This window comes from Mediterraneibacter hominis, from assembly GCF_014287475.1.
In the GTDB taxonomy this organism is placed as follows: Bacteria; Bacillota; Clostridia; order Lachnospirales; family Lachnospiraceae; genus Mediterraneibacter; species Mediterraneibacter hominis.
The window spans coordinates 236940-254448 of sequence record NZ_JACOPF010000004.1 but is presented as its reverse complement, the minus strand read 5'-3'; the positions used below and the strand labels follow the sequence as shown (position 1 = coordinate 254448).

General features: G+C 43.0%; 14 protein-coding genes. 12 read left to right on the top strand and 2 right to left on the bottom strand.

Annotated elements, in window-relative coordinates:
- Positions 1-5 precede the first annotated feature (5 nt).
- On the bottom strand, positions 6-1781 hold the full coding sequence (locus H8S37_RS17555) for a sensor histidine kinase (RefSeq protein WP_186877009.1): 1776 nt from the start codon (positions 1779-1781) through the stop codon (positions 6-8).
- Between the two features lie 120 nt (positions 1782-1901).
- Between H8S37_RS17555 and H8S37_RS15680 the strand changes: the two genes are divergently transcribed.
- The 4 genes from H8S37_RS15680 to H8S37_RS15665 all read left to right on the top strand — a co-directional run bounded on the left by H8S37_RS15680 (position 1902) and on the right by H8S37_RS15665 (position 8351).
- Positions 1902-3227 (top strand): ABC transporter substrate-binding protein, encoded by a 1326-nt coding sequence (locus H8S37_RS15680; protein ID WP_186877008.1) that lies wholly within the window; start codon positions 1902-1904, stop codon positions 3225-3227.
- A 103-nt stretch (positions 3228-3330) separates the two neighbouring features.
- Positions 3331-4245: a carbohydrate ABC transporter permease gene (locus H8S37_RS15675; protein ID WP_186877007.1), complete on the top strand. Its 915-nt coding sequence runs from the start codon at positions 3331-3333 to the stop codon at positions 4243-4245.
- Positions 4238-5110, top strand: a complete 873-nt coding sequence (locus tag H8S37_RS15670; RefSeq protein ID WP_186877006.1) for a carbohydrate ABC transporter permease — start codon at positions 4238-4240, stop codon at positions 5108-5110. Before H8S37_RS15675 ends, H8S37_RS15670 begins: the two co-directional genes overlap by 8 nt.
- A 58-nt stretch (positions 5111-5168) precedes the next feature.
- Positions 5169-8351, top strand: a complete 3183-nt coding sequence (locus tag H8S37_RS15665) for a glycosyl hydrolase family 2 protein (RefSeq protein WP_186877005.1) — start codon at positions 5169-5171, stop codon at positions 8349-8351.
- Positions 8352-8617: 266 nt separating this feature from the next.
- Here the strand turns inward: H8S37_RS15665 and mscL are convergent, their stop codons facing one another.
- The gene (gene mscL, locus H8S37_RS15660; protein ID WP_186877004.1) at positions 8618-9025 is read right to left on the bottom strand and encodes a large conductance mechanosensitive channel protein MscL; all 408 of its coding nucleotides are present in this window, start codon (positions 9023-9025) and stop codon (positions 8618-8620) included.
- Between the two features lie 239 nt (positions 9026-9264).
- Here mscL and H8S37_RS15655 point away from each other — a divergent pair, with 239 nt between their 5' ends.
- The 8 genes from H8S37_RS15655 (at position 9265) to H8S37_RS15620 (ending at position 17326) form a co-directional block, all read left to right on the top strand.
- On the top strand, positions 9265-10779 hold the full coding sequence (locus tag H8S37_RS15655; protein WP_186877003.1) for an FGGY-family carbohydrate kinase: 1515 nt from the start codon (positions 9265-9267) through the stop codon (positions 10777-10779).
- Positions 10780-10869: 90 nt separating this feature from the next.
- Positions 10870-11712, top strand: coding sequence for an L-ribulose-5-phosphate 3-epimerase (locus H8S37_RS15650; protein ID WP_186877002.1), 843 nt, complete (start codon positions 10870-10872; stop codon positions 11710-11712).
- Between the two features lie 51 nt (positions 11713-11763).
- Positions 11764-12453 (top strand): L-ribulose-5-phosphate 4-epimerase, encoded by a 690-nt coding sequence (locus H8S37_RS15645; RefSeq protein ID WP_279287379.1) that lies wholly within the window; start codon positions 11764-11766, stop codon positions 12451-12453.
- Between the two features lie 198 nt (positions 12454-12651).
- The gene (locus H8S37_RS15640; protein ID WP_243207221.1) at positions 12652-13647 is read left to right on the top strand and encodes a GNAT family N-acetyltransferase; all 996 of its coding nucleotides are present in this window, start codon (positions 12652-12654) and stop codon (positions 13645-13647) included.
- A gap of 43 nt (positions 13648-13690) precedes the next feature.
- Positions 13691-15025 carry a PTS transporter subunit EIIC gene (locus tag H8S37_RS15635; protein ID WP_186877001.1) on the top strand — a complete coding sequence of 445 codons (1335 nt, stop codon included), beginning with the start codon at positions 13691-13693 and terminating at the stop codon, positions 15023-15025.
- A gap of 6 nt (positions 15026-15031) precedes the next feature.
- Positions 15032-15883 carry a MurR/RpiR family transcriptional regulator gene (locus H8S37_RS15630; RefSeq protein ID WP_186877000.1) on the top strand — a complete coding sequence of 284 codons (852 nt, stop codon included), beginning with the start codon at positions 15032-15034 and terminating at the stop codon, positions 15881-15883.
- Between the two features lie 22 nt (positions 15884-15905).
- Positions 15906-16799 (top strand): N-acetylmuramic acid 6-phosphate etherase, encoded by an 894-nt coding sequence (gene murQ / locus H8S37_RS15625; RefSeq protein ID WP_186876999.1) that lies wholly within the window; start codon positions 15906-15908, stop codon positions 16797-16799.
- Between the two features lie 44 nt (positions 16800-16843).
- Complete coding sequence (locus H8S37_RS15620) at positions 16844-17326, top strand: PTS sugar transporter subunit IIA (RefSeq protein WP_243207220.1); 483 nt, start codon at positions 16844-16846, stop codon at positions 17324-17326.
- The last annotated feature ends 183 nt before the right edge of the window (positions 17327-17509 follow it).

The window sequence follows — 17509 nt, the reverse complement described above, 5'->3', positions numbered from 1 at the left end:
GCGCTCTATGCGTTTTCCTGCGGGGGAATTGGTTTGTCCAGCAGAGGAAGTTTTATCTGCATGAGAGTTCCTTTGTCTGGCTTACTTTGTGCAGTAAGTCCGTAGCCTTTGCCGTAGTATAGTTCGATTCGGGTGTTGATGTTTTTCAACCCGATACTTTGGTTTGTACGGTGCCCAAGCTCTTTAAATTCTGGTTCCTCCATAAGAGAGCTGTTTAATTCGGAAAGCTGCCTGGGCGTCATTCCTTTTCCGTCATCTACAACATAGATAAGGAAATAGGTGTCCTTTAAAAATCCATATATATAAATCTGGTGTCCGAACTGGCAGTTCTTAAGACCGTGAGAAAAGGAATTTTCTACAATCGGCTGTAAGATCAATTTTAGCACCTTTAAATGGCGCATCGAATCCGGTATATGCAGACAGAAACGGAAACGATGGCTGAATCGGATAGACTGGATGGAGATGTAGTCCATTACATGGTCGATTTCCTCCTGAAGCGTTACCAGTTCGCTTTGTGTTTTGATTGCATAGCGGAACATATTGCCAAGAGACATCGCCATTGTCATAATTTGTTCACTTCCTTCTATGCTGGCGATACTATTGATTGCCTCCAGCGTATTGAACAGGAAGTGAGAATTGATCCGCGCTTCTAAGGACTTCATCTGTGCATCCAGAGAAATCAGCTTATTTTGATAGTTTGTCTTAATTGCATCGTCCAGCTGTTCGATCATAGAGTTATATTCATTATAGAGAACGCCGATTTCATCCGTACGATCCAGATACAAAGTACTGCTGGACAGGTGTGTGCCGCTTTGCCTCGACATTTTCCGGCTTAAATGTTCGATCGGCTTTGTGACGGTCCTCGAGAAGTAAAGGGCAAGTACAATACCGATAAAAATAAAGACGACACTGATAGAAAGCAGAAGGATCCCTGTAGTGTTGAATTCGCGGTAGAGCTTCGTGTAATCTACCGATGTGTAAAGCGTCAGGGAAGCAGGGGATAATTCTGCCTTATAGGCAGCATTCTTTTCAATATCCTGGAAAGAAGGCCCGCCCTCTTTTTTAAGAGACAGTGTAGAATAGACGAGCTGTTTGTATTCTGTATTCGCGATTGTTATGGAGGTAACATCTGGAATCGTGTTCAGTGAGCTTAAGTCAAAAATTGCAGGGTCACAGTTGATGAGAAGCACACCGAGATTTTCAGAGGCGTAAATATCATAGAGACTTTTGGAAATATAAAAACTATCTGTTCCGCCCTGAAATATATCTTCATGGGAACCGATCTCACTGATATAGAGCTGACCGGAATTTTCCATAGTCCGCTCATACCATGTGGAATCTTCCGGAGTATAGCCATAATTCAAACGATCGTTTTGCGTGTTTTCGTAAGTGAATTTTACACCGGAGGGCGTAAAGATATAAATGCCATAAATGAAATCATAGGCATTGATAATATTCTGGCATAAGTACCGGATGTTCTGCTGGGTTTTATACACAGTCAAGTCATCCGGTATTTTGCCGATATCGGCGAAAGGACGCAAGTTCCGTGTCAGAGAATAGTCACCGGAGGAGTAGGATGCAAACAGATTTGTCGCATTTTCCAGCTCTGCAAGGGAAGCATTTGCCTGCTGTACTGCTTTGGAAAAGAGATTGGCAGAATATTCCTTCATCTGCTGCTGTGAGGTCTTTTCGTAGCGATAATAGGAAACGGCAGTGATGCAGAGCGTGGGAAGGAGCGCCATGAATAATAGAATCAGAAATAATTTATGTCGTAATTTCACAGATATACCTCCTTCCAAAAATCTAAGAAAAGTATACCATAGGTGCTAAAAAAAGTCCACTTACCCTGTGTTACAATAAGACCATCAAAAAAGATGTAAGTAGAAAAGGAGAGGAAAAACATGAAAAAGAAAGTGATTTCTGTATTGCTTGCAGCGACTATGATCGGCGGACTGTTAGCCGGCTGTGGCTCAGGAAGCGGAAGCGATTCAAAAACAGAAGACGGCAAAACAAAAATTCGTTTCTTATCTGCAATGGAACTGGTAGATGAGGACATGATTGAGGCATTTGAGAAGGAAAATCCGGACATTGAAGTGGATTTTGACTATGTGGATTCTGGAAACTATTCTGCAAAATTTGCAGCGCTGGCTTCTTCCAATGAAGTGCCGGATGTGTTCTGGACACAGGCAGGATATTACTGTGACCAGATTAATGAAGGTCTTTTACTTGACATTTCTGAATATCTGGATGGGGACAACTATGAAGGCGACGCGACATGGAGAGATACATATGTGCCGGCTTTGCTTGAAAACCTACAGTCTATCGTACAAAGTGGCTGCGGAGAGATGGACTCCTACGATTACGGTGTGCCATTTACAATGACAACTGTCGCGGTAATGTATGACAAGGCAATGTATGAAAAGTTGGGCTTGTCTGTGCCAGAGACATGGGATGCGTTCATGGCAAATTGTGAAGCAATCAAAGAGGCTGGATATACACCGCTGTCTGTACAGTCTAATACTTGTATCGACTGGCTTCCAAGATTATTCTGGGATCAGTTCTGTCGCGATGAGATTGAAGAAGAAGGCAAATCCTTTGAAAATGGCGAAATGACATTCCAGTCTGAATCCGTACAAAAAGGCTTGGAGACATATAAAGAGATTTGGGACAAGGGGTACCTGCCAGAAAACTTTATGACATCCGATCTGGATACTACAGCACAGTTATTCCTTCAGGGAGAACTGGCACAGGTTTTAATCGCTCCTGACAAATTAGAATATATCATGGACAATGCGCCGGATACAATGGAGCTTGGCACATATGTACTGCCGGGAATTGACGGGCTGCCTTCAAGAACACTGGGCGGGGCAAGTAATATTTTTGCTGTAAGTGCAGATACAGAGAACCCGGACGCAGCAGTGAAGCTGGTACAATATCTGACATCTAAGACAAACTTTACAACAGATGAAGGACTGAAATATTCCAGCTCCGGACTCGTAAATGTAGAGCGCGATCCGGCTTTGGATGAAATTCTCGCAGGTTACAACGCGGCGGCAGAAAACGGCTTCTGTCCAGAGACATTTGTGCCGGTAACTGTATCAACAGAAATCAAAACAGCGTTCCAGGAAGACTTGATTCCAAATTATCTGCTTGGACAGGTGAGCTTGGAGGATATGACTACAGAGCTTCAGGATATATACAATACCTATCTGGAAGATAAAGAATAAGAAAAGGCAGGACAGGGGCGGCTTATCAGGAAGTTAGCCGCCCTTTTTCTGTCAAAAATCAAGTAAGAAAGAATACAGTGCAGTGCAAAGAGAAGGAGGGAGCATGGTGAAAACGAAAAAAAAGGCAGGGCTTTTACAGGAATTAAAAGAAAGCATACCAGCTTATATATTAATTCTTCCTACCATAGCCATATTGATTATTTTTCTGTTTATTCCGTTCGCAAACGCATTCCGCATCAGTCTCTATAAATATAAAGGATATGGAGAATTAAGAAATTTTGTAGGACTAGATAATTATGTAAAAGTTTTGCAGGATGAACAGTTCTACCGTGCGTTTGGAAATACATTTAAACTGATTGCATGTGATTTGCTTTTTTCCATTACAATCGGGTTTATTCTTGCATACATACTATTTAAAGGAATACGTCTGAAACGGTTTTTTAACACAGCATTGTTTATTCCGTATCTGATATCCATGGTTGTCATTGGATGTATATGGAGAATTATCTACGATCCGACAATCGGGCCATTGAATCAGATCCTGGAAATGATCGGTCTTGGCAATCTTGCCCAGCCGTGGCTGTCGCAGGTAGGAACCGCCCTTCCCGCTATTATCGTGACTTGGATATGGAGAACGATACCGTTTAACATGCTGATCTGCTATGCGAATATTATGACTCTGCCGAAAGACCAGCTAGAGGCGGCAGAGATGGACGGAGCTTCTCAATTACAGAGACTGCGCTATATCATTATACCACATATGATTCCTACCTTTGTAACATTGGGAATCCTAACAGTTACGAACGACCTGCGTGCATTCGATATGGTATGGGTAATGACACAGGGAGGACCAGGAGGAGCGTCAGATGTGCTGACTTCTTATGTATATTCTAACGCATTCCAGTCGCAGAAATTCGGTCCCGCTACAGCGGCATCCATTATTATGATGGTTGTTATGATTGGAATTACGATTCTTTTACAAGTGGTAAAAAAGGCAGGTGGAAAGAACAATGAGTAAAAGCATAAGCAAGAGATGGAACAGGAAAAAAGGAAACGAAGATCAAGGCGGAACTTCGATCATTACCTTTATCATTATGCTGCTGGTGGCATTGATTTCCGTTTATCCCCTGCTCTGGGTAATTATCCAGTCATTTAAGACAGAAGGACAGTTCCTGCAGAGCATTTGGTCTTTGCCTACCTCCTTGAATTTTGATAATTTTATTACGGCGTTTGAGGAAGCGAATCTCGCTGTGTATTTAAAAAATACAGTGATCAATACGGGGGCAACCCTTGTGGTAGATTTGGTTTTGGTAACCTGCCTCGGATACGCATTTTCTAAGCTGAAAATGAAGTTCAAGAAGTTCTTTTATTATATGATCTTGATCAACATGCTGATTCCAACGCCGATTATCCTGCTTCCTATGTATCTTCAGGTGGTAGACTTAGGCATCCAGAATACACTTGCGGCGATTGTATTCCCGTATTACCAGGGATTTGCGCCGTTGGGACTGATTCTGATCAAAGGATATATGGATAATATTCCAGATGAGATTATAGAATCTGCAAAAATTGATGGCTGCGGAACTTTCCGTATTCTATGGAAGATCATGGTGCCCCTTGTAAAACCAATGCTGGTGACACTGGCTATCCTGGGAGGAATGAATGCATGGAACGAGTATATGTGGGCATTGGTATCCATCAGCGATACATCAAAATACACACTGTCTGTCGGCATTGCCGTTATCAGAGATAAGATTGCAACGATCGGATATACTCCGGTATTTGCAGCACTTACTGTCAGCGCGATGGTATTTGTCATTATTTATCTGTTCGCACAGAAAACATTTGTGCGTTCCATTACTGCAGGCGCTGTAAAGGGTTAAGAAAATATGCCGTGTCCGGAGAGAGGCACGGCATTACTTGTATAAAGGAGAGACAAAGATGAAAAAGACAAGCATGTTTCAGGAATTTGAAGAAACCTTTAAAAATCCGGGAAAAGAATTTAGAGGAACTCCTTTTTGGTCCTGGAATACAAAACTGGATGCGGATTGCCTGGAAAAGCAGATAGAGCAGTTTAAGGAAATGGGAATGGGTGGATTTTATATGCACACCCGCGTAGGACTTGATACAGAATATATGGGAAAAGAGTATATGGAGTGCATAAAAAAGGCGGTGCAGATTGCGAAAGAGAAGGATTTGTATAGCTGTCTGTACGACGAGGATCGGTGGCCATCGGGCTATGGCGGGGGAAAAGTGACAGTACATCCGCAGTACCGCAGCAGAAATATACTGATTACCACATATAAAAAAGGGACAAAAACATACGATCATAGAAGTGCGGACTCTATGGCATCTTCCTCTCCGCAGGGAAACGGCCGTTTTCTTGCCGCATATTATGTGAGATTGAATACAGACGGGACACTTGCTTCTTATGAGAGATGTGATGAAAATGCAAAAGCTTGTCCCGGCGCTAAAATATGGTATGCATATTTAGAAATTGCACATGACAGTCCCTGGTTTAATAATCAGTCTTATGTAGATTCCTTAAATCCAGAGGCGATCCGGTATTTTATAGAGGTAACACATGAAGCATATAAAAAAGCAGTCGGAGAAGAATTTGGGCAGACGATTCCATCTGTTTTTACGGATGAACCACAGTTTGGAAGAAAAAAATTTCTAGGGACAGCAGAATCAAAAGAAGAGGTGATGCTTCCTTTTACTGATGATTTTGCCAAAAGCTATAAAAAAACCTATGGCGAAGATCTGCTGGATCATATCCCAGAGCTTCTGTGGGAGCTCCCAAACGAAAAGGTATCTAAATATCGTTACTGGTATCACGATCATGTGACAGAAAGGTTTGCAGAAGCATTTTCCGATCAGGTTGGGAACTGGTGTAAAGAAAATGGGATCCGGCTTGCAGGACATATGATGGAGGAACCTACACTGCAATCTCAGACACAGGCGCTTGGAGAGGTTATGAGAAGCTTAAGAGGCTTTTCTCTCCCGGGAATCGATATGCTCTGTGACGCGCGGGAGTATACGACCGCGAAACAGGCGGAAAGTGTGTGTCATCAGTATGGAAAAGAAGGCGTGGCAAGCGAGCTGTATGGTGTTACAAACTGGGACTTTGATTTTCGCAGGCATAAGCTTCAGGGGGACTGGCAGGCGGCTCTGGGGATTACACACCGCGTACATCATCTAAACTGGATGAGCATGGGAGGAGAGGCAAAAAGAGATTATCCGGCGGCAATCGGTTTTCAGTCTCCCTGGTATAAGGAGTATGGGATAATCGAGACACATTTTGCAAGGGTAAATACAGCACTTAGGAAAGGAACACCGCTTGTGAAAATCGGTGTTATTCATCCGGTGGAATCCTGTTGGATTTTGTTTGGACCGAACCAGCAGACAGGACAGAAGCGGCAGGAGTTAGACAGAAGATTTGCGGATGTGACGGAATGGCTTTTGTTTAATAATCTGGATTTCGACTATATATCAGAGAGTCTCCTTCCGGAAGAATGGGATGGGCGCAAGGTAGGGAAAATGGAATATGACGCGATTGTTGTTCCAGGCTGTCTGACCCTGCGCGGGACTACGCTCTCTATCTTAGAGGAGATGAAAAAAGCAGGGAAAAAGATCGTATTCATGGGAAAAGCACCGCAGTACATTGATGCATGCAGAAGTATAGCAGGAGAAGAATTTGCTTCACGCTGTACGCAAATCGGATTTTCAAAACTGGAGCTTCTTACAGAGCTGGAACCATATCGCCTGCTAGATATACGTTTTCATGGAGAAAAACATTTGAAAAAGCCAAATCACAAGAAGAATTGGAACGGCGAGAGAACAGAAAAATATCTGTATCAGATGAGGCAGGAGGAAAACGGACGCTGGTTGTTTATTGCAAATGGGCGCGCGCAGGACAATCCGGACTTGATCTTGCCGGATGATGTGAAAATAGAACTTGCCGGAAGCTGGAAAGTGACGGAGTTTGACACAATGACTGGAGATAAACGGGAAGTAGAGGCAGAAGTTTGCAAAGATAAGACAGTACTTTACCGCCGTTTCTTTGAGCATGACAGTCTTCTGCTGTATCTGGAGCCCGCAGAAGAAGCAGAAACGACAACGAGCACCGGCAGAGATATTTGCAGAGGTTCTGAAAACGGAAAGGAAAAAAACTATTATACGACAGAAGGAAAAGACTGGGAGGCAAAGGACTTATTTGCCAGCCCGGTAAAAATAGAAAGAGAAGAGCCGAATGTTCTTGTACTGGATATGCCGCGGTACTGCTTTGACGGGAAGACATTAGAAGGGCCGGAGGAGATTCTAAGGGCGGACAATCGGCTTCGCACACTGCTTCATCTGCCGCTTAGAAGGGCGGCTCTGGCACAGCCATGGACGCAGAAAAAGGAAGAAAAACCATATAAAATTATGCTCCAATATGAGATTTTTTGCCAAGACGCTGTAAAAGACATACAGCTTGGGCTGGAGGCATTGAAGGAATCCCGAATTTGGCTGGACAAAGAAGAAATCTCAAAGAAAGAAACGGGATATTTCGTAGATCCGTGTATTCACACGATAGCGCTTCCAGCCTTAAAAGAAGGGCTGCATGAATTGAAATTGGAGGTAGAGTTTACAGGGAAGGTCAATCTGGAATCCATGTATCTTTTAGGAGATTTTTCGGTTCAGGTGACAGGGAGCCGTGCAGTTCTTAAAAAAGAGAGAGAGAGCTTTTTCTGGGGCAGTCTTACAGAACAGGGAATGTCGTTCTATGGCGGAAACGCGGTTTATAAGACAGAGATAGATTTAGAACAGGGCAGCTATATACTGGAGGTTTCAAAATTCCGCGCTCCGCTTCTAAAAGTAAGAGTAGATGGAAAAGACGTGGGAGAAATTTTCAAGGCTCCATACAGGGCGGCTTTTGAGACAACATCTCCGGGAAAACATCTTATAGAAATTATAAGTTATGGAAACCGCGTCAATACATTCGGTGCGATTCACGACTGTGATGAACAGGAAATATATTTTGATCCAAATGCGTGGAGAACAACCCTGGACAGTTGGTCTTATGAATATCAGCTCAAAAAGACTGGAATTTTAAAAGCACCTATCCTGTGGAAGCAAAAATAATATAAAATACGTCTTGTATGAGAGGCAAATAATATCTAGCCTCTTTTACAAGACGTATTTTTTATATCATAGGAAAGTCCTTCGGACTGCCCTATGATATAAAAGCCCTTCGGGCAGTATGCACACGCCGCAATAAGGAAATTTTACCGCTTTGCGGTATTGCAGCGGCGCGCAAAGTGGACAAGTCCCTCAAGATTGAGGGGCAGGGGAGTTGAAGTGGGCTTGCTCACTTTGTTCTTTTGGACTTCTTGTTTCCCTATACTTAATTAGGCTTTTGCTTCCTCCAGTGTAGAAGTGCAGTGAGGACACCTTGTTGCCTCTAGTGCAATTTCTGTTTTACAGAAGGGACATACCTTTGTAGTTGGAGCAGCAGGCACTTCTGGTTTCTTTCCAAATGCCATTAATTTGTTTATGGCTTTGAGAAGGCAGAACAAGACAAACGCCATAATTAAGAAATTTACAAGTGAGGATAAGAATGCGGAAGCGAATCCAGCCCAATCCTGAAGAGAGTATACTTTCCCTCCGGTTACAAGGTTTAAGACAGGATTAATAAAATTGTCAGTAAGAGACGTTACAATTCCGGAGAATGCACCTCCGATAATAACACCGACAGCCATATCCATCATGTTGCCGCGCAGCGCGAATGCTTTGAATTCTTCAATAAATTTTTTCATACTTTTGTTCCTTTCCCGGCACTTTAGAAATATAAATGCCGCCCAAAGGCAGGGCTTTGGGATATTTTAATCTTTTGTGTATCATTCCGGATTTCATGTTATAATAGTTTCAAAGTCCGGCAGTCAGCTTAAGAGTTTAAAAGCTAAGTGGCGGAAAGTCAACAGAATTACTGTTTTTGATTTATATTTACAGTTATCTTTTTCAATAGGAAAAAGGAAAAATTTCTAAGGAGGCAGATATGAGATATTTAATAGGAATCGACAACGGAGGAACTTTTTCCAAAGCTGCGCTGTTTGATGAGGAGGGCACACAGATTTCGGTGGCAAGCGTGCCGACGGTTACACTTACTCCTAAGTCGGGGTATACAGAGAGAAATATGGACGAGTTATGGAATGTAAATGCAGAGGCGGTGCGTACGGCGATTGAGAAAAGTGGTATCGCTCCGGCAGACATCGCCGGCGTATCTTTCTCCGGACACGGCAAGGGGCTGTATCTGGTTGGAAAAGATGGACGTCCTGCATATAACGGGATCATTTCTACGGATGCCCGCGCCTGGGAGTATGTAGAGAAGTGGGAAAAAGACGGGACAAAAGAGAGGGTTTATAAGAAATCCTTTCAGGATATTCTGGCGTGCCAGCCAGTCAGCATTCTCGCCTGGCTGAAGGACAATAAACCAGAGGTGCTTGACAATACGAAATATATTTTTGCCGTAAAAGATTATATCCGTTACATGCTGACAGGAGAAGCATATGCAGAGTATACAGATTTTTCAGGAGCAAATTTTGTGAATTTGACAACGCAGGCTTATGATAAGGAATTGCTGGGATATTTTGGTCTGGAAGACGTGTACGATAAACTGCCTCCGCTTAGATATTCCTCTGATATATGTGGATATGTGACAAAAGAAGCGGCAGAAAAGACAGGTCTGCCGGAAGGTATCCCTGTAGCGGCAGGGATGTTTGATGTCAACGCTTGTGGAATTGCTTCAGGCTTGTCGGACGAGGAACAGATGTGCATGGTGGCGGGAACATGGAGCATCAACGAATTTATACGGAAGAGTCCGGTGAAAAACGGAACCGTCGCACTGAATTCTATGTTCTGTATACCAGGGTATTATCTGGTGGAGGAGAGCAGTCCTACTTCTGCGGGAAATATGGAATGGTTTATCCGAAACTTAATGTCCTATGAGAAAGCGGAAGCAAAAGAAAGCGGGAAATCTGTCTATGATATTACAAATAAATGGGTAGAAGCGATCGCTCCTTCGGACAGTGATATTGTATTTCTTCCGTTCCTAAATGGTTCTAATGAAGATCCTTTGGCTAAGGGTACCTTTGTAGGACTGACAGCTTACCACAACAAGCAGTATATGTTGCGGGCAGTATATGAGGGCATTGTGTTTTCCCACTATACACATGTGCAGAAGCTTCTTGTGAACAGAGAAAAACCGAAATCTATCCGTCTGTCAGGAGGGGCGGCAAATTCTGATGTATGGGTGCAGATCTTTGCGGATGTTCTTCAGATTCCGATAGATGTCATAGAAGATAAGGAACTGGGTGCACAGGGAGCAGCGATGGCAGCGGGGATTGCAGCAGGAATTTACCCGGATTATAAGACTGCAATAGAACGAACCGTAAAGATAAGCAAAACAATTTATCCGCGTGCAGAATATGCTCTGATTTATGCCAAGAAGTATCAGCGGTACAGGGCGGTTATTGATGGACTCAATTCTGCATGGAAGTATTTTAAGAATTAATTGAAGAATTTTGAAAAAAAGTATATATTTATGTTGGACACTGTTAGACTTAAAAGATGGTGTAAGTAAGAGAGAATGGAGTGTCAGTCTATGAAAAGGTATACGATAGGACTTTATGAAAAGGCAATGCCTTCTGCTCTGACGTGGAAAGAGAAGCTTAAGGCAGCAAAAGAGGCAGGATATGATTTTGTGGAAATCAGCATTGACGAGACGGATGAAAAACTTGCGCGGCTGAACTGGACGAAAGAAGAACGCTTGGAATTAGTAAAGACCATGTATGAAGTAGGGGTTCCTGTCCGTACGATGTGCTTAAGCGGACACCGGAAATATCCCCTTGGAAGCAATGATGAGCAGACAGTCAGACGCGGTATGGAGATTATGGAGAAGGCGCTTGAGCTTGCGGACGACTTAGGGATCCGAGTCATTCAGCTTGCGGGATATGATGTTTACTATGAGGAAGGCAGTGAAGCAACGAGAAAACGTTTTGCGGAAAATCTTACAAAAGCGGTACAAATGGCTTCCAGTCTTGGAATCGTGATGGGATTTGAGACGATGGAGACAGAATTTATGAATACGGTCGAAAAGGCTATGGCATATGTAAAGGCAAATAAGTCGCCGTATCTGAATGTCTATCCGGACTGCGGAAATATCATGAATGCAGCCGTTTCTTATGGGAAAAATGTATTAGATGACATAGAAACGGGAAGAGGACATATGGCGGCGATGCATTTAAAAGAGACAAAACCAGGGATTTTCCGAGACCTGCTGTATGGACAGGGGCATGTGCCGTTTGAAGAAATCATTGACAAGGCGTGGAAAATGGGAATCCGCAAGTATGTGACAGAATTTTGGTATCTGGGCGGAGAAAATTGGAGGCAGGATTTGGCGCAGTCCAATCAAAAGATGCGTGCCATTTTGGACAGACAGGAATAATGTTTTAGAGAAACAAGGATACAAAGAGCGATAGAAAAGGAGAGAAAAATTATGCTGGAAGAATTAAAACAGAAAGTATATGAGGCGAATATGCTTTTGCCTAAATATCAGCTTGTAACCTTTACATGGGGCAATGTCAGTGAGATTGACAGAAAGACAGGATACTTTGTAATTAAACCAAGCGGAGTAGAGTACGATAAATTAAAGCCGGAAGATATGGTAGTGATGGATTTGGAGGGAAATAAGATTGAGGGAGAATACAACCCGTCCTCCGATACCCCGACGCATTTAGAAATTTACAGAGGGCTGCCCAAAGTGACTGGAATCGTGCATACACATTCGCCCTGGGGTACAAGCTGGGCGCAGGCAGGAAGAGGCATTCCATGTTATGGAACGACACACGCAGATTATATGTATGGAGAAATCCCCTGTGTAAGGAATCTGACAAAGGAAGAAATAGACGAAGCATACGAAAAGAACACAGGTGTCTTAATCGTAGATTATTTCAAAGAAAAAGAATATATGGCAATGCCAGCGGTTTTGTGTAAGAATCACGGAGTGTTTACTTGGGGAAAGGACGCACACGAGGCGGTACATAATGCGGTTGTTTTAGAAGAGGTGGCAAAGATGGCGGCACAGACAGAAATGATAAATCCAGATGTAAAACCGGCGCCGCAGGAATTGCAGGACAAGCATTATTACAGAAAGCATGGGCCAAATGCTTATTATGGGCAGAAGTAAAGAAGACAAACATCAAAGTGAATTATTTAAAATATAAGACAGTGGGATATGAAAATATTCCATTGTCTTTTTTTTGGAATTATGCGTTTTGTACAAAAAAATCAGATGTTTATAAAAAAATAGGGCGATTTATCCAAAGAGTGAAATTTAATTTCATTAAAAATATAATTTATTGATAAAAGTATTTTGGATGTTATAATGGGCATATTAAGACCGGTCAGACAAAAGCAATGGAAGGAGTGGAACAGTAGGGAAATGAACATAAGGCGCTATACACAAAAGGATGAGGAAGCGATTGTCGATCTGTGGAACCGCACTTGTACGGTGGATGCGATTGACGTAAAAAAGTTTCGCAGGCAGGCCATATTTGACGAAAATTTTGACGTGCGTTTCAGCCGAGTTGCGGAGGTGGATGGCAAACTCGTCGGGTTTATTTATGGGACGAAGAGGAAATTTCCCTATCTCGAGAGGGGGCTTGAGCCGGAACGCGGCTGGGTGAACGTGCTCTTTGTAGATGAAGCATATCAGCGGCGTGGTATTGGACGCAAGCTACTGACAGAATGTGAGGAGGAATTGAAAAAAGCCGGGTGCAGGAATATTACACTGGGTGCATATTCTCCCAATTACTTTTTCCCGGGTATAGATACAGGAAATTATAAAGCTGCGGTTTGCTTTTTTGAAGAACAGGGTTACATGCCTGGAGAAGAGCATTATTCAATGGGAAAAAATCTTCATGGATACAGACTATCAGATCAGACATTAGAAAAGAAAGAGGAAGCCGAGAGAAAGGGCTACCGATTTATTCAGTTTAACTATTCTTACAGTCTTGAGCTTCTGGAGTTCTTGAAGGAGGAGTTTGGAGGAGGCTGGAAACGTAACGCTTTGCTTGCAATGCAGAAGGAAACAGCGCAGGACGTGATCCTGCTTGTACTAGATAAGGAAGAGAAAATATGTGGCTTTTGTATGCGGGCAATCGACGGCAATCCGATGCGTTTCGGACCTATAGGGGTGGCAGAATCAGAAAGAAATGCAGGTATCGGAGGTATTCTTTTAGAACTGCAGTGCTATGAGATGTGTAAAAAGGGTATATATAGGATGTATTTTATTACGACGGACGAGCCAGGGAGAAGATACTATGAGAGGCATGGCTTAGAAGTATTTCGGACATTTGTCTCTTATAAGAAAGAATTTTGATTAGAAGAACAAGGAAAAGAGTGAATAAAAAGGAGGAAACTTTATGGGCGCTCAGGGAAACGCAGCAGTAATTGTGGAACAATTAGGAACAAAAGAAAATTTGCTGTCGATTGAGAATTGTATGACGCGGGTACGCATTACTGTAAAAGATGTTAAGAAATGCGATATTGATAAATTAAAGAAATTAGACGATATTTTAGGTGTGAATGTAGAGGGAAATCATGTGCAGCTGGTCGTAGGCCCTGGAAAAAGTGCAAAGCTTGCTGCTCAAATGTCGGAGATTACAGGAATTAAAACGACAGAGGGAGATGAAGCAGAGCTTCGCAAACAGGAGAACAGAGAAAAGAATAACACTCCCTTTAAGCGGACGTTGAAAAAAGTCGCACATGTATTTATTCCGATCTTGCCTGCATTTATTGCCTGCGGTTTGATGGTAGCTATCTATGAGGCGGGTTATGTATTCTTTCCAGAATTAAAGGAGGCAGATTTCGGAAAGATTTTATCTGCGATTGCATATTCTGTATTTACGATTCTGCCGATTATCGTAGGATACAATGCTGCGAGGGAATTTGGCGGTTCTCCAATCCTAGGAGCTGTGCTGGCGTCTGTGCTAAATGCAGCGGATATTACGGGAGTCCATGTGCTTGGTATCGAGTGTACGGCAGGACGCGGCGGTGTAATTTCCGTTCTCATTGTCGCGGCCCTCGGTGCAAAGCTAGAACGAATGATACGGAAGAAAATGCCGGAAATTTTAGACACGTTCCTGACACCTCTGTTTACAATTTTTATTATGACGTTTTTAGGGTTAATCGTATTCCAGCCTGTGGCAGGATTTGTATCTGATGCGGTCGGCAACTTCGTGCATTATATTATTTATAATGTTCCAGCTTTAGCGGGCCTGGCGACACTTGTATATCTTCCATTAGTTATGACGGGAATGCATCATGGACTTATTGCAGTAAATGCGCAGCTTATCGCTGATTTCGGAGTTACTTATCTTCTCCCAGTGACGTGTATGGCAGGCGCAGGGCAGGTTGGAGCAGCTCTCTATGTATTATTAAAGACCAAAAACAAACGACTGAAAAAGGTTTGCAAGAACGCGCTGCCAGTCGGCATGCTAGGGATTGGAGAACCTCTTATGTGGGGCGTGACAATACCGCTTGGGAGACCGTTTATTTCTTCCTGTTTAGGCGGTGCGGTAGGTGGAAGTGCGATGGCAATTATGCATGTTGCTGCTAAGATTCCGGAATTGTCAGGCTTACAGCTTTCTCTTATTACGACGAGTCCGCTGAAATATTTGCTTGCAGTTGCAATCTCTTATGTAGCAGGGTTTTTGTTCTGCAAATTATTGGGATTTACAGATTTGGAGGAAGAGTAAAGCAGTATGAAAAGTGTTCTTGTCAGATTTCAGGAATATGAAATAAAGGCAAGTGGCGCGGAACGGACGGTTGTCCGGTTTATATTGGAACATCCAAAAGAATGTTCTGCCTATAGCATCCATCAGTTGGCGGAGCATTCTTTTACGTCCGCATCCACTATTGTGCGTCTGTGTAAAAAGACGGGATTTTCAGGGTACAAGGAATTCCAAAAAGCGTTGATCGCCGAGAATAGTATTCGGGAGGAAATCGATAGTAAAAAGAGTCTGGATATTGAAAAAGAAGACAGGCAGGAAGAACTAATTGCAAAGGTTACTTACAGAAATATTGTTTCCTTGGAAAAAACAAGAAAACTGATGGATGAAGAAGTACTGGAACAGTGCACTGTATTATTAGAACAGAGCAAAAGCATCAGGTTTTTTGGTATTGGTGCATCTCAGCTTGTGGCACAGGATGCCTATATGAAATTTCTGCGCAGTGATAAGATATGCTTTAGCCATGATGACTGGCATGTACAGCTACTTTATGCGAAGAATATGACATCTAAAGATGTGGCGATCGTTATAAGTTACTCGGGACTTACAAAAGAAATGCTCCAATGTGCCAAGATGGCAAAGAAGAAGGGCGCATCGGTGATTGCGATTACGAGATTTGCAGACTCGCCTCTACGAAGGATAGCAGATTTTAATCTGTATGTGGCAGCGTCGGAGCTACTGCTGCGCAGCGGGGCAATGTCTTCGCGTATTGCACAGTTAAATGTTGTGGATATTTTATATACAGCGTATTTAAACAGACATTATGAAGAAGCAGTCATTCAGACAAGGGAGACATATATATTAAAAGAGCAGCAAGAAGAATAAAAAATGAGGAGAGGCGTGTAGAATGGATAAGGAACAAATAGGCAGGCTTAGTACTGAGGTGTGTAATCCCCGATCTAGACAGATGGACAGGATGGAGATATGCGAACTACTGACTCTGATGAATGAAGAGGATGAAAAGGCGGTACAGGCTGTTAAGGAAGCTTTGCCAGAGATAGAAAGAGCAGTCAAAGAAATCATCTGTGCGCTTAAAAATGGCGGCAGGCTTATCTATGTAGGTGCGGGTACAAGTGGAAGAATGGGAGTTATGGATGCGGTAGAATGTGTTCCGACATTTTCTACTACAGATGAGGTCATTGCAATTATGGCAGGAGGCGAGGGAGCTTTTGTACGCGCTGTCGAGGGCGCGGAGGATTCGCAGGAACTGGCGGTGGAAGATCTTCGAGGCATCGGTCTGAAAAAAGAGGATGTAGTGCTGGCTATTGCAGCTTCAGGCCGGACGCCCTACTGTATCGGCGCATTAAAAGAGGCAAGAAAGAAGAAAGCGCGGTGTATGAGTCTTGCATGCAACCACGATGCCCTTATTTCCCAATATGCTGATGTGGCGATAGAGGTGGACGCAGGGCCAGAGGTACTCACAGGCTCTACTCGGTTGAAGGCAGGCACATGTCAGAAGCTAATTCTGAATATGATATCTACTACAGCAATGGTAGGTATAGGTAAGGTGTATAATAATTATATGGTGGATATGAAAGCGACGAACTATAAGCTGGCAGATCGGGCAAAAAGGATTGTTATGGAATGTACACAGTGTTCGGAAAAACAGGCGGAGGAAGTGCTTAAAGGTGCGGATGGTTCTATTAAAACGGCTGTTGTTATGCTCTTGACTGGAGTGACACGGACAGAGGCGGAAGAAAAACTAAAAATTTCTGGCGGTTTTGTAAATCGCTGTATTTAGAAAGAGAGTAGACATACATGTTTTCATTTTTAAGGAAAAAAGAAATGCCATTAAAAGAAAAGGAAGAGGAGAAGGGGCAAATACTGTCTGCATTTATCTCGGGGAAGGTCATCCCTATAGAAGAAACTCCGGATCCTGTATTTGCCCAAAAGGTGATGGGCGGGGGTGTAGCAATAGAACCTGTAGAGGAGGTCTTGGTGGCACCTTGCGATGCAGAAGTGACAGTTGTTATGGAGGATACAAAACATGCGGTAGGCATACAGTCGGCAGACGGAATGGAAATATTGCTGCATGCCGGATTAGAGACGGTCAATATGAAAGGAGAAGGCTTTACACTGTTTGTAAAGCCAGGGCAGCTTGTGAGGCGGGGACAAAAGCTGCTTTCCTTTGAAACAAAAAAGATTATAGAGAAGGGATATAACACGATTTGTATTATGGTGATATCCAATGAAGAGAAATTTGACAATCTGGTGTACAAAACCGGTATACAGGCAAAAAAAGGGGAAACGGCGATTGCCGACTATTAGAATAATAGAAGCCAGATAAGAGGGCAGTTTGAAAATAATGATTTCAAACTGCTTTTTCTATATTAGGAAACTTCATATCCTATATAACAAAGGCAAGATCTTCGAAGGAGACGCACTGTGTGCAGTTGGAAAATAGCTGATGATACGGCTTCTCTTTGACATGAGAGTGTGTGAACTGTTTTT

Bases quoted from the DNA above. Each gene is read 5' to 3' on its own strand.
- H8S37_RS15680 (WP_186877008.1), top strand. From the start codon at position 1,902: ATGAAAAAGAAAGTGATTTCTGTATTGCTTGCAGCGACTATGATCGGC.
- H8S37_RS15675 (WP_186877007.1), top strand. From the start codon at position 3,331: ATGGTGAAAACGAAAAAAAAGGCAGGGCTTTTACAGGAATTAAAAGAA.
- H8S37_RS15670 (WP_186877006.1), top strand. From the start codon at position 4,238: ATGAGTAAAAGCATAAGCAAGAGATGGAACAGGAAAAAAGGAAACGAA.
- H8S37_RS15665 (WP_186877005.1), top strand. From the start codon at position 5,169: ATGAAAAAGACAAGCATGTTTCAGGAATTTGAAGAAACCTTTAAAAAT.
- mscL (WP_186877004.1), bottom strand. From the start codon at position 9,025: ATGAAAAAATTTATTGAAGAATTCAAAGCATTCGCGCTGCGCGGCAAC.
- H8S37_RS15655 (WP_186877003.1), top strand. From the start codon at position 9,265: ATGAGATATTTAATAGGAATCGACAACGGAGGAACTTTTTCCAAAGCT.
- H8S37_RS15650 (WP_186877002.1), top strand. From the start codon at position 10,870: ATGAAAAGGTATACGATAGGACTTTATGAAAAGGCAATGCCTTCTGCT.
- H8S37_RS15645 (WP_279287379.1), top strand. From the start codon at position 11,764: ATGCTGGAAGAATTAAAACAGAAAGTATATGAGGCGAATATGCTTTTG.
- H8S37_RS15640 (WP_243207221.1), top strand. From the start codon at position 12,652: ATGGGCATATTAAGACCGGTCAGACAAAAGCAATGGAAGGAGTGGAAC.
- H8S37_RS15635 (WP_186877001.1), top strand. From the start codon at position 13,691: ATGGGCGCTCAGGGAAACGCAGCAGTAATTGTGGAACAATTAGGAACA.
- H8S37_RS15630 (WP_186877000.1), top strand. From the start codon at position 15,032: ATGAAAAGTGTTCTTGTCAGATTTCAGGAATATGAAATAAAGGCAAGT.
- murQ (WP_186876999.1), top strand. From the start codon at position 15,906: ATGGATAAGGAACAAATAGGCAGGCTTAGTACTGAGGTGTGTAATCCC.
- H8S37_RS15620 (WP_243207220.1), top strand. From the start codon at position 16,844: ATGCCATTAAAAGAAAAGGAAGAGGAGAAGGGGCAAATACTGTCTGCA.